The organism is Pelomonas nitida (genome assembly GCF_043555975.1).
GTDB lineage: Bacteria > Pseudomonadota > Gammaproteobacteria > Burkholderiales > Burkholderiaceae_C > Pelomonas > Pelomonas nitida.
Genome location: NZ_JBIGIA010000025.1, coordinates 38,698 through 51,315 on the forward strand (window position 1 = coordinate 38,698; position 12,618 = coordinate 51,315).

Sequence of the window (12,618 nt, forward strand, 5' to 3'; positions counted from 1 at the left end):
ACCATGCTCACCGCCTACCGCCAACATGCCGCCGAACGTGCCGCCCTCGGCATCCCGCCCCTGCCGCTGGATGCCAAGCAGGTGGCCGAGCTGATCGAGCTGATCAAGAGCCCGCCGGCCGGTGAGGACGCCTTCCTGCTGGACCTGCTGACGCATCGCGTGCCGCCGGGCGTGGACGACGCCGCCAAGGTGAAGGCCTCGTTCCTGGCCGCCGTGGCCCACGGCGACATCAAGGTGGGCCTGATCTCCAAGGCCAAGGCCACCGAGCTGCTCGGCACGATGGTCGGTGGTTACAACGTGCATCCGCTCATCGAGCTGCTGGACGACGCCGAAGTGGCGGCCGTCGCCGCCAACGGCCTGAAGAAGACGCTGCTGATGTTCGACTACTTCAACGACGTCGCCACCAAGGCCAAGGCCGGCAATGCCAAGGCCAAGGAAGTGATGCAGTCGTGGGCCGACGCCGAGTGGTTCACCTCGCGCCCTGAAGTCCAGAAGAAGATCACCGTCACCGTCTTCAAGGTGCCCGGCGAGACCAACACCGACGACCTGTCGCCCGCCCCCGACGCCTGGAGCCGCCCGGACATCCCGCTGCACTACCTGGCGATGCTGAAGAACACGCGCTCCGACGCGGCCTTCAAGCCCGAGGAAGACGGCAAGCGCGGCCCGATGCAGTTCATCGAGGACCTGAAGAAGAAGGGCCACGTCGTGGCCTATGTCGGCGACGTCGTCGGCACCGGCTCCAGCCGCAAGTCCGCCACCAACTCGGTGATCTGGGCCACCGGCGAAGACATCCCCTTCGTGCCTAACAAGCGCTTCGGCGGCGTGACGCTGGGCGGCAAGATCGCTCCCATCTTCTTCAACACGCAGGAAGACTCGGGCTCGCTGCCGATCGAAGTGGACGTGTCCAAGCTGGAGATGGGCGACGTCATCGACGTGCTGCCCTATGACGGCAAGCTGGTGAAGAACGGCGAGACCGTCGCCGAGTTCAAGCTCAAGAGCGACGTGCTGTTCGACGAAGTGCGCGCTGGCGGCCGCATCAACCTCATCATCGGCCGCTCGCTGACGGGCAAGGCCCGCGAGTTCCTGGGCCTGCCCGCCTCCACGCAATTCCGCCTGCCGCAAGCCCCCGCCGAGTCCACCGCCGGCTTCACGCTGGCGCAGAAGATGGTGGGCCGCGCCGTCGGCCTGCCCGAGGGTCAGGGCGTGCGCCCCGGCACCTACTGCGAGCCCAAGATGACCACGGTCGGCTCGCAAGACACCACCGGCCCGATGACCCGCGACGAGCTGAAGGACCTGGCCTGCCTGGGCTTCTCGGCCGACATGGTCATGCAGTCGTTCTGCCACACGGCCGCCTACCCCAAGCCCGTGGATGTGAAGACGCACCGCGAGCTGCCCGCCTTCATCAGCAACCGCGGCGGCGTGGCCCTGCGCCCGGGTGACGGCGTCATCCACAGCTGGCTGAACCGCCTGCTGCTGCCCGACACCGTCGGCACCGGTGGCGACTCGCACACCCGCTTCCCGATCGGCATTTCCTTCCCCGCCGGCTCCGGCCTCGTGGCCTTCGGTGCCGCCACCGGCGTGATGCCGCTGGACATGCCCGAGTCGGTGCTGGTGCGCTTCAAGGGCGAGATGCAACCCGGCGTGACGCTTCGCGACCTCGTGCACGCCATCCCGCTGTACGCCATCAAGGCCGGTCTGCTGACCGTCGCCAAGGCCGGCAAGAAGAACGTGTTCTCGGGCCGCATCCTGGAGATCGAAGGCCTGCCTGACCTGAAGGTGGAGCAAGCCTTCGAGCTGAGCGACGCCTCCGCCGAACGCTCGGCCGCCGGCTGCACGATCAAGCTGAACCCGGCGCCGATCAAGGAGTACCTGACCTCCAACGTCGTGCTGATGAAGAACATGATCGCCGACGGCTATGCCGACGCGAAAACGCTGCAGCGCCGCATCGAGAAGGTCGAGGCCTGGCTGGCCAAGCCCGAGCTGCTCGAGGCCGACAAGGACGCCGAGTACGCCGCCGTCATCGAGATCGACCTGGCCGACATCACCGAGCCCATCGTCTGCTGCCCCAACGACCCGGACGACGCCAAGTTCCTGTCCGAAGTCGCCGGCACCAAGATCGACGAGGCCTTCATCGGCTCGTGCATGACCAACATCGGCCACTTCCGCGCCGCCGCCAAGCTGCTGGGCGGCCAGCGCGACATCCCGGTCAAGCTGTGGGTCGCGCCGCCGACCAAGATGGACCAGAGCGAGCTGATCAAGGAAGGCCACTACGCCGCCTTCGGCACGGCCGGTGCGCGCACGGAAATGCCGGGCTGTTCGCTGTGCATGGGCAACCAGGCCCAGGTGCGTGAAGGTGCCACCGTGATCTCCACGTCCACCCGCAACTTCCCGAACCGCCTGGGCAAGAACACCAACGTTTTCCTGGGCTCGGCCGAGCTGTCGGCCATCGCCTCGCGCCTGGGCCGCCTGCCGACCAAGGAGGAGTACCTCAAGGAAATGGGCGTCATCGACGCGGACAAGGCCAGCGTCTACCGCTACATGAACTTCGACCAGATCGAGGAGTACGCGCAAGCCGCCAAGTCGGCCGCCGCGACCTGCTGAACCTGACCGGCCTCAGGACCCAAGCCCGCCGCGCGCAAGCCCGGCGGGCTTTTTTGCGCCTGCCTGCTGGCGCCGGCTGTTGCACGGCGGGCACAGCAGGCGCGGGCAAGCGCCGTCGTCAGCGCAGTCGCGCCGCCAGTTCTGTGTGGCCTTGATCCTGGGCGTGGTCGGCGGCCGTCCAGCCGCTGGTGTCGCGGTCGGCCTTGCTCGCGCCGGCAGCCAGCAGCAAGTCGACGATGGGCGCCGCGCCCGCCCGCGCCGCCTGCATCAAAGGCGTGCGACCCTGGGCATCGCGCAGCTGCGTGGAGGCGCCGGCCTGCAAGGCCTCGCGCACCGCCTGGGCGTCCAGTTGGCCGACCGCCCGTGACAGCCGCGCATTCGCCACGGCCGCGTCGCGGATGGCCTGCTCCGCCACGGCGTTGGAGGCCGCCAGGCTCGACGCCTGCGGTGACGCCGCGAGCGCGTTCGCCCTACTACCGACCACGTCCACCCGCTCCAGCCTGCCCGCCTGAGCGAGCGGCGCGTCCAACTCGGCCACAGCGGTTCGGCCGACCACCACTGGCGCCGCAGCTGACACCACGGGCGCGGGCGATGGCGATGGCGCGGCGGCTTGCGTGACAGGGGCGGCCACCACGGCCGCTGCGGCGGGAACAACAGGAGCCGCCTGCGCGGACGGTGCTGCCACGACTGCGCCAGCCACCTCGGGCCGAGCGATATCCAGGGGCGGAGGCGGTGCGGCGGCCTCGGCCACCACAACGGGCGGCAGGTGCCGGGCCTTGGCAGCCACGCCTGGCGCGACCGGCTGCGGCAGCGCCGCTGGCGCCGGCAACGCAGCCGCCGGCAGCGCCTGCGCCACCACGACCGGCGCCGACGCCTGCGGCTCCAGCGCGGGCGCGCGCCCCACGCTCGGCGATGTTCGCGCCATCAACACGGCGGCGATCAGCACACCCGTCGCAAGCAGCACGAGCGCCACAGGCTGCCAACGACCGACCAACAGCCCTCGCGCCGCAGGCACGGCCTCGACGGGCGCCGGTGGGCGCGGCAGAGCCGCCATCAGCCGTACGCGGCGCTGCTCGCGCCCCGCGTCGTCGCCGAGCAGCGCCTCGCGAAACGCGGCCTCGGTCGGGTCGTTGGGCGACAAAGCCTCGAACTCAGCCATCACGCCACCCCTGCAGTCGATGCCGCAACGCCTCCCGCGCGTAGCGCAGCCGGGTCTTGGCCGTCTCGGGGTGCGCCTGCGTCACGTCGGCGATCTCGGCCAGGCTCATTTCGACCACCGTGAACAGCAGGAAGGCCTCCCGCTGCTCGACCGACAACGCCAGCAACTCGCGCTCCACGGCCAGCACGAGGCGCTTCTCGGCCAGTGCCCGCTCGGGCGCCAGCACGCCAGAGACCAGGCCGTCCGGGTCGACCTCGTCGTCACCGCCAGGCCGCGCCTGGCGCGCGCGCAGATGGTCCAGCACCTGGTTGCGCATGACGGTGTAGAGCCAGGTGGAGAACCTGGCCTTGCCCGGCGAAAAGCTGGCGGCCTTGCTGGCGACGGCCAGCCAGCCGTCCTGGTGCAGGTCTTCCACCGTGGCACGGTCCGTGGGGTGCAGCATCTGGCGGACGAAGGCGAAGGTCTTGCGGTCGTGGCGACGGTAGAGGCGGTCGAACGCGCCCATGTCGCCGCGCAGATAGCTGGCGATGAGGGATTCATCGGTGGTTTCGCTCCCTGCCATGCGGCGCGGATGCTACGCCGACCCGCGCCTTGGGGGCACCAGACGCGCCATCATCAGCGCGCGGCCGGCGCCGGCACGTTGCCGCCGGCGTTGCGGTGAGTTCATGGCGGGACCTTCGCAGGAATAGGACTTCTGCTTGTACGCAGCCGCGCGCAAAACGGGGTGAACCGCGCACCGCCCCCAAGAACAACCCGCTACTACCCGCCCGGGCCGCGCAGTTCCCAGAATCCAGTTTCCAATCTCCAGGAGACACGCATGGGAAAGAAGCTGCTGCTGCTCGCGGGCGACTACGTCGAGGACTACGAAATCATGGTGCCCTGCCAGGCCTTGCTGGCCGTGGGGCATCAGGTGGATGCCGTCTGCCCAGGCAAGGCGACCGGCGACTTCGTGCTGACGGCCGTCCACGACTTCGAAGGCGCACAGACCTACTCCGAGAAGCCCGGCCACCGCTTCACGCTGAACGCGAGCTTTGACGCCGTGCAGCCGGCCGACTACGACGGCCTCGTCATCCCCGGCGGCCGCGCGCCCGAGTACCTGCGCACGGTGGCCGGCGTGCTGCCGCTGGTGCAGCACTTCGCGAAGGCCAACAAGCCCATCGCCGCCATCTGCCATGGCGCACAGTTGCTGGCCGCCGCCGGCGTCATCCGCGGCCGCAAGATCTCGGCCTACCCGGCCTGCGCCGCCGAGGTGGAACTGGCCGGGGCCAGCTACGCCAGCATCCCGGTCGATCAGGCCGTCACCGACGGCAATTTCGTGACGGCGCCCGCCTGGCCCGCACACCCGGCCTGGATCGCGCAGTTCCTGACCGCGCTGGGCACGCGCATCAGTCACTGATCGCGGCGCAGAATGGCACAAGCCCGGATATTTCGCGAGGCAGGCCCCTCCGACCTGCAACACTGATGAACACAGCGGTTTCGCCGTTCAACGCGATATCTACTTTGGCTTCACGGGCCTACGCGGGCTTGCGCGGCGCCAGGCTTGTCGGCTGCCCCTCAACTCCTCGCCAATGCCTACGGGCATTGGCTGCGGCCGTCTCGGGGCATCCCCCGGCGCCTGGCATCCACGCAATTCCCGCGTACCTCGCGACATATCCGGGCTAGGAGGTGACCCATGTGCGAAGTCTTCGTCAGCGCCAACCCCGAGTCCTACGAGTCGCGCACGCGCTCCGTTCGGCTGCACGGCGTGATCACCAGCGTCCGGCTCGAAAACCTGCACTGGGAGGTGCTGGAGGACATCGCCGCGCGCGACGGCATGAGCGTCGTGCAGCTCATCGAGAAGCTGCACGACGAGCTGGTGCAGGCACGCGGCGCCGTCGGCAACTTCGCGTCGTTCCTGCGCGTGTCGGCGCTGCGCTACATGGCCTTGCTGGCGCAGCAGCGCATCCCGACGGACGTGGCGATCCCGCTACGCACGCTGGACGCGAAAGCCGTGCTGCGCGATCTGCCCACGCGTTGGGCCAGCCAACGCACGGCGCCGGCCGAGGTGCAGCCCTCCACACCATGAACGCCCAACAAAAAAACGGCCCGTGGTGGGCCGCTTTCGTCGCGCGGGTGGGGCTCAGGCCTTGATGTCGAGCAGCGCGCCTGTCGTGTTCAACTGCGTCTGCAGCACCTTCAGGTTGGCGACGAACGCATAAGCGGCCGACTGCTGCTCCACGATGTCGCTGGCCGGATTGATCTCGCGCGCCGGCACCTTGTCGACGTTGGTGGGCTCGGTCGTCGCGCGGTACTGGTTGCTGGTGGCCAGGTTGGCGATGTTGGACGCAGCCGCACGCAACCGCTCGTTGGCGGACGAGATGCCATTCAGGGCGGTGGACAACGGGACGTTCATGAAAGCTTCAGCGGTGCGGCGCTGAGCCGTACATCGGCAGCGCCAGCCCGAACTTTAGAACATTCGGTGAAAACCACCGCTGATTCCCCCATCAGCGGCAGCCGAGGCGTGAAATCAGCCCGCCAGTTCCTCGAAACCACCGGCCGACACGAACACCCGCACGCTGTCGCCGCCCGCCGCCTTGGCCTCGGTGCAGGCCAGTGCGCCAGCGCCCAGCACGGCATCGACGGTGGACAGCGTGGCGTGGATCTGCACGACGCCGATCGACGCCTTCACGCGCGTGCGATGCAGGCCCCAGCGCAGCCGGTAGGCCGCCACGGCGGCGCGGATCTTCTCGGCGATGATCTGCGCGTAGTGCTGGTCGCAATCGGGCAGCAGGATGGCGAAGTGGTCGTCCTCGAGTCGGGACACCAAGTCGGACGCCCGCACCTTGCTGATCAGCATCTGGCCCAGGCCATAGAGGAAATGGTCGCCCACCTCCGGGCCCATGCCGCTGACGACATCGGCAAACTTGTCGACGTCCAGCCAGAGCACCGACACCGGCTCGCTGCGGCGGCTGCCGACATGTTCCGCCAGCCGGCGCTCGAATTCGCGGCGGTTGGCCAGCTCCGTGACGGCGTCGTGCTTGGCCGTCCAGGTCGGCTGCAGGCGCTGAGCGCGCGCCGTCGTCACGTCCTCGACGATCCACAGCGACTCGCCCGCCGGGATATCCCAGTTCACCGGAGTCGCCTGCAGGCGACCCCAGAAACGGTGGCCGTCACGCTTGACGTACTCGATCTCTTCGTCGAGCGGCCGCCCCGCCGCGAAGGCGGCGGCGGCGCGCTCGTGCAACCCGGCATGGGCGAGGTCGGTCGTGTGGACGGCGCGCGTGTTCTGGCCGCTCAAGTCACTGTCGTCGCCGTGTCCGAAGAGATGGTTGAACTCCTCGCTGACGAGCTCGAATCGCTGGCCGGACACGAAGGCCACGGCCGTCGGCGCCCGGACCAGCAGCGCCCGCAGCCGGGCAGAGGTGGAGTCATCGGTGGAGGCGGTTGCAGCGCTGCTCATGTAAGTCTCCTCAGGTCTTATTGCCAAGCCCGACTATCGCAGGACTCCCCGCTTTCGACCATCGCGCCGGCCGCCGCGGCGCCTCAAGGCGCGATCTGTTCCGCGTAGTCGTACAGGGCCGACAGAATCTGCTCGCCGCGCTCGTCGGCCGACTCGCCCAGATCGTCGATGCGCTCCATGAAGGCCGACAGCGTCAGCGCACCGCCCTCCCCGTCGTGCAGGCGCGCCGCGAGGTGCGCCTGCCAGCGCTCCGCCTCCTCGACCGACAGGCTCTGCGCGAAGTTACGCGCGCGCCAGCGGAACACGAGTTCATCCAGCCGCTTGTCCTGGAAGGCCAGCTTGCCCTGCGCCGCACGCTCGGCCAGTTGCTCGGGCGAGGTGGTGCGCACGCGGTTCAATGCGCGGCGATCCTCGTTGCCGATGAAGCCACCGTAGAGGTCTTCGTCCACGTCCGCCGCCGCGAACGGCTCGCGCTCGAAGACGTCGACCCACAGGCCGTCCAGCAAGCGCCCCTTGGCCGCCAGCAGCCGTGCATGGGCGAGCTGCGCCTCCATGTCCAGCCCCCACTTCGCCGCCATCTCGGGGCTGAGCGTCTTGAGGTTGCCGATGACGATGGGCGACTTGTTGACGTGGATGGTCTTGATGGGCAGCCGCGTGACGCCCTCCGGCAAGGCGTCCTGCTTTGTGAACATGCGGGCGCGGATGGTCTCGGCGTTCAGCGTCAGCAGCTCCTCGGGCGAGGTCGCGCAGTCCCACACGATCAGCTCGTTCTTGTTCGTCGGGTGCGGCGCCAGCGGCCAGACCACGGCGACACAGCCGCGCTCCGGCCCGTACATGCCCGAGATGTGCAGAAAAGGCTTGCCCACGCCGATCTCGTCCCACACGGCTTGCTTGCTGCGCAGCTTGACGCAGAACTCCCACAGCTTGGGCTGCGCCTCGCGCAGCTTGCGGGCCAGCGCCACCGTGGCCCGCACGTCGGACAAGGCATCGTGCGCCGCCTCGTGCGCCACGCCATTGGCCACGGTCAGGTGCTCGAGCTTGAAGCTCGGTCGACCGTCCTCGTGGCGGGGCCAGACCAGGCCATCCGGCCGCAAGGCATAGGCACAACGCACGACGTCCAGCAGGTCCCAGCGGCCGCAGCCGTTCTGCCATTCGCGCGCATAGGGGTCGATGAGGCTGCGCCAGAACAGGTGCCGCGTGACCTCGTCGTCGAAGCGAATGCTGTTGTAGCCCACGCCCACGGTGCCGCGCTGCGCCAGCACCGCCTCGATCGCGGCGGCGAACTCATGCTCGGGCACGCCCTGCTGCAGGCAGTGCTGCGGCAGGATGCCCGTGAGCAGGCAGGACTCGGGGTCGGGCAGGTAGTCGGGCGCCGGCTGGCAATACAGCATCAGCGGCTCGCCGATCTCGTTGAGTTCGGCGTCGGTGCGCAGGCCGGCGAACTGGGCGGGCCGGTCGCGGCGCGGCACGCGGCCGAAGGTCTCGTAGTCGTGCCAGAAAAAGGTCAGGTCGCTCATGCCGTCACGATAGCGGATGCCACCGTGGCACCCGCAGAAAGCTCGCCGCAAGCCTTGAGGCCACAACGTCGCGCCCACGCGCCAAGCCTTTCAAATACGCCACACGCCTGCCGCCCGCAAGCCTAGCGCCGCCCCAGGGGGTTCGATAGAGTGGCCCGGCCCCAGCGCCTGGGACGGGAGGTCGACATGCGCAAGCCCATCCGGCGGGTCTCCCCGCTGATCGCCTTGGTGATGATGAGCACGCCCGTGCTCTCGGCCCACGCCGCGGACGAGCCTCTGGCCACGGACCGGCCTGACTTCGTCGAGTCGAGCGACGTCGTCGGCCGTGGCCGCCTGCAGATCGAAACCAGCATCGCGGGGGAGCGACAACGCCAGGCCGGCACCACAGCCCGCCTGAGCTCGACGCCCACGCTGCTGCGCATCGGCATCTCGGACTCGCTGGAGTTGCGCGTCGAAACCGATGGCCGGCTGCGCGCGCGCAGCAGCGACGCCAGCGGCGTCTACCGCGAGTCCGGCTGGGCGGACACCGCCATCGGCATCAAGTGGCACCAGCGCGACGGCGACGAGGAGCGCATGACACCTGGCATCGGCTGGCTGTTGCATGTCGACATCGATTCAGGCTCGGGGCCCTTCCGCGGCGACGGGCTGCGCCCCTCGCTGCGCATGGTGGCCGAATGGGAATTCGCAGGCGGCTGGACCGCAGGGCTGATGCCGGGCCTCTACCAGGATCGCGACGCCTCGGGCCGCTACATCGGCGGCATCCTGGCGGGCGTCGTGGGCAAGTCCTTCACGCAGCGCTTGCGCGGATTCATCGAGGTCTCCGGGCAACAGCTGACCTCCAAGCGGCATGGCGGCCAGGCCACGACGCTGGACACCGGCCTGGCCTGTCTGCTGAGCCCCGACCTGCAGATCGACATCGCCGCCTCGCGCGGGCTGAGCACCGCGGCCCCCGACTTCGGCTGGACGCTCGGCCTGTCGGCCAGATTCTGAGGAGAACCCATGCGCATGACCATCCGTCACCGGCTGCTGGCGCTGAGCGGCATCGGCCTCGCCTTCTTCGTGGTCGTCGCCATCGTCGGCTATCTCGCCCTTGACCAGATGAGTGCGACCGCTGCACGCGTGGCGGGCGCCAACGGCGCGCTGCGGGCGCAGGTGGAGGCCGACATGATGCACGACGCGCTGCGCGCCGATGCGCTCGGCGCGATGTACCACGGGCAGCGGCGCAATTCCGCAGCGATGGCCGAACTCCGCAAAGACCTGGCCGAGCACACGCAGGCGCTCGAGCAGCACATCGATTTCCTCGGCCGCCAGTCGCTGCCGCCTGCCATCCTCGCCGACGTCAAGGCGGCGCGGGCCGAACTGCAGGGCTACATCACGAGCACCGCCAACGTCGTCACGCTGTCCGACACCGATCCGCCGGCCGCAGAGCAACAGATGGCAGCCTTCAACGCCGCCTTCAAGGCGCTGGAAACCGCGATGGAGAAGCTCAGCGACGCCATCGAGAACCATGCCGCCGAGGAAGACGAAGCCGGCCAGGCCGTCGCGCTGCGGGCACGCTGGTGGCTGGTCGCCGCAGCGGCCGCCGGCGCCGCATTGCTGCTGGTGATCGCGCTGGTCACGGTGCGCCACATCACGGTGCCGCTGAACCGAGCGGTACGCCACGCCAACCACGTGGCCGCTGGCGACCTGACGCAGGACATCCGCCACGACTATCGCGATGAAACCGGCGAGTTGCTGCAGGCGCTGGGCCAAATGGCCGAGCATCTGGCCCATCTGGTCGGCGAAGTGCGCCAGAACGCGCAGCTCGTGGCCACCGACTCCGGCGAGATCGCGTCCGGCAGCCTGCAGCTGAGCCAGCGCACCGAGGCGCAGGCCAGCCAGCTGGAGGAATCCGCCGCCACGCTGCAGCGGCTGACCGGCATGCTGGAACAGAGCGCCAGCAACACCGACCGCGCCTCCGAACTCGCCCGTCAGGCGTCAGAGGTGGCGCAGGAGGGCGGCCAGGCCGTGTCGGAGACCGTGCGCACGATGGCCGAGATCGCCACCAGCTCGAGCCGCATCGCCGACATCATCACCCTCATCGACGGCATCGCTTTCCAGACCAACATCCTGGCGCTGAACGCTGCCGTCGAGGCCGCCCGCGCGGGCGAACAGGGGCGCGGCTTCGCGGTGGTGGCGTCCGAGGTGCGGTCGCTGGCCAAGCGCTCGGCCGACGCAGCCCACGAGATCAAGGCCTTGATCGACAGCAGCGTCGCGCGCGTGCAGGAAGGCACCGCGACCGTTGGCCGTGCGGGCGACACCGTGCAGCGCACGGTGGCCGAGTTCGGCAAGGTGGCCGCGCTGATCCACGACGTCAATACCGCCAACCGCGAGCAGGCGGCCAGCCTCGCGGCCGTGCGCGCCGCCGTGCTCCAGCTCGACCAGACCACCCACCAGAACGCGGCGCTGGCAGAGCAGAGCGCCGCCGCCGCGCAGACGCTGCGCGACCACGCCAAGCGGCTGCTGGATCTGGTCGCGCGCTTCAAGCTGCGGGGCTGACGTGCCCCGCGCCGCGCCTTCAGCGCTTGCGCACCACGACGCTGCCGATCGAATAGCCCGCACCGAACGAGCAGATCACGCCGGCATCGCCGGGCTTCAGGTCGGCGCGATGGTGATGGAACGCAATGATGGAGCCCGCCGACGCGGTGTTCGCGTATTCGTTCAGGATCAGCGGCGCGACGTCGTCGCCGGCATCCGCGCCGACGAGCTTCTTGATGACGAGCTGGTTCATGCCCTGATTGGCCTGATGCAGCCAGTAGCGCCGCATCTGGGTGGGCTCCAGCCCCAGCTTGCCGAGATGGGTCTCGATGTGAGCGGCCGCCATCGGCACCACTTCCTTGAAGACCTTGCGTCCCTCCTGATAGAAGGTCAGGTCGCGGGCGTCGGCGTCACGGTCCTCGGCGCGGTTCATGAAGCCGAAGTTGTTGCGGATGTTGCTGCTGAACTGCGTGGCCAGCTGCGTGCCGAGGATCTCCCACTGGTCCGGCCCGGTGGCCGTGTCGGCGCGTTCGACGATCAGCGCCGTGCAGACGTCCCCGAAGATGAAGTGGCAGTCACGGTCGCGCCACTCCAGGTGGGCCGACGTGATTTCCGGGTTCACGACCAGCACGCATTTCGACGCCCCGGTACGCACGGCGTTGAAGGCCTGCTCCAGCGCGAAGGTGGCCGACGAGCACGCCACGTTCATGTCGAAGCCGTAGCCGCCTGCGCCCAGCGCCTGCTGGATCTCAACAGCCATCGCCGGGTAGGCCCGCTGCATGTTGGCACTCGAACAAAGCACAGCGTCGATGTCCGCGCCGGTCTTGCCGGCCTGCGCGAGCGCCTTCTTCGCGGCGTCGACGGCGATCTCGGCCATCAGCGAGAGTTCTTCGTCGCCACGTGGCGTGAAGCGCGGATACATGCGCGTCGGGTCCAGCACGCCGTCTTTCTCGATGACGTAGCGCTGCTTGATGCCGGAGGCCTTCTCGATGAACTCGACGCTGGAATGCGTCAGCGCGGCGCGCTCGCCGGCCGCGATCTCCGCCGCATGCTGCTCGTTCTGCAGATCGGCGTAGCGGTTGAAGGCCTCGACCAGTTCGGCGTTGGTGATGACATGCGGGGGCCGGTACAGGCCGGTGCCGCTGATGACCACGGGCGGGAATGAAGCTTGCATATTGAAGACGGAAGCCGCCGCCTGTTGAAGTACGAAGGCTCAAATTTTATCGATGCGATCGCTCGACTTCTCTACGCACCAGGAGGCTGTCGGACTTTGGGCCTGGAGCGCGTTGGGCCTGCAAGGGGGCTCAGCCGAGGCGCAAAGCGGAGCTGGACTCGATGTCCAGCGAGCATTTGCAACGACGGATCAGCCCCCTTGCAGGCCCAAC

The 12,618-nt window shown here is 68.9% G+C and carries 11 protein-coding genes; 5 read left to right on the plus strand and 6 right to left on the minus strand.

Translation table 11 applies throughout. From position 1 onward, the window contains the following. Positions 1-3: 3 nt before the first annotated feature. Complete coding sequence (gene acnB / locus ACG00X_RS22445; RefSeq protein WP_394491770.1) at positions 4-2,601, plus strand: bifunctional aconitate hydratase 2/2-methylisocitrate dehydratase; 2,598 nt, start codon at positions 4-6, stop codon at positions 2,599-2,601. A gap of 118 nt (positions 2,602-2,719) precedes the next feature. Here acnB and ACG00X_RS22450 read toward each other — a convergent pair whose 3' ends face one another. Further along, positions 2,720-3,760: an ankyrin repeat domain-containing protein gene (locus ACG00X_RS22450; protein ID WP_394491772.1), complete on the minus strand. Its 1,041-nt coding sequence runs from the start codon at positions 3,758-3,760 to the stop codon at positions 2,720-2,722. Then, entirely contained in the window at positions 3,753-4,322 is a 570-nt protein-coding gene (locus tag ACG00X_RS22455) for a sigma-70 family RNA polymerase sigma factor (protein ID WP_394491774.1), read from the minus strand. Before ACG00X_RS22455 ends, ACG00X_RS22450 begins: the two co-directional genes overlap by 8 nt. A 255-nt stretch (positions 4,323-4,577) precedes the next feature. Here ACG00X_RS22455 and ACG00X_RS22460 point away from each other — a divergent pair, with 255 nt between their 5' ends. Both ACG00X_RS22460 and ACG00X_RS22465 read left to right on the plus strand, forming a co-directional pair. Further along, a complete protein-coding gene (locus tag ACG00X_RS22460; protein ID WP_394491776.1) occupies positions 4,578-5,156 on the plus strand; it encodes a DJ-1/PfpI family protein in 579 nt (192 codons plus the stop codon). A 276-nt stretch (positions 5,157-5,432) separates the two neighbouring features. Beyond that, complete coding sequence (locus ACG00X_RS22465) at positions 5,433-5,825, plus strand: ribbon-helix-helix domain-containing protein (RefSeq protein WP_394491778.1); 393 nt, start codon at positions 5,433-5,435, stop codon at positions 5,823-5,825. Between the two features lie 54 nt (positions 5,826-5,879). Here the strand turns inward: ACG00X_RS22465 and ACG00X_RS22470 are convergent, their stop codons facing one another. The 3 genes from ACG00X_RS22470 to sbcB form a co-directional block, all read right to left on the minus strand. Beyond that, positions 5,880-6,152, minus strand: a complete 273-nt coding sequence (locus tag ACG00X_RS22470) for a hypothetical protein (protein ID WP_394491780.1) — start codon at positions 6,150-6,152, stop codon at positions 5,880-5,882. A 114-nt stretch (positions 6,153-6,266) separates the two neighbouring features. Beyond that, complete coding sequence (locus tag ACG00X_RS22475; protein WP_394491782.1) at positions 6,267-7,199, minus strand: GGDEF domain-containing protein; 933 nt, start codon at positions 7,197-7,199, stop codon at positions 6,267-6,269. 83 nt (positions 7,200-7,282) lie between these two features. After that, positions 7,283-8,716 carry an exodeoxyribonuclease I gene (gene sbcB, locus ACG00X_RS22480; protein WP_394491785.1) on the minus strand — a complete coding sequence of 478 codons (1,434 nt, stop codon included), beginning with the start codon at positions 8,714-8,716 and terminating at the stop codon, positions 7,283-7,285. Between the two features lie 186 nt (positions 8,717-8,902). On the opposite strand from sbcB, the gene ACG00X_RS22485 reads away from it, so the two are divergent. Then, positions 8,903-9,706: a transporter gene (locus tag ACG00X_RS22485; protein WP_394491787.1), complete on the plus strand. Its 804-nt coding sequence runs from the start codon at positions 8,903-8,905 to the stop codon at positions 9,704-9,706. Positions 9,707-9,715: 9 nt separating this feature from the next. After that, positions 9,716-11,254, plus strand: coding sequence for a methyl-accepting chemotaxis protein (locus ACG00X_RS22490; protein WP_394491789.1), 1,539 nt, complete (start codon positions 9,716-9,718; stop codon positions 11,252-11,254). A 19-nt stretch (positions 11,255-11,273) separates the two neighbouring features. Here the strand turns inward: ACG00X_RS22490 and ACG00X_RS22495 are convergent, their stop codons facing one another. After that, entirely contained in the window at positions 11,274-12,407 is a 1,134-nt protein-coding gene (locus ACG00X_RS22495; protein WP_394491791.1) for a beta-ketoacyl-ACP synthase III, read from the minus strand. Positions 12,408-12,618: the final 211 nt, after the last annotated feature.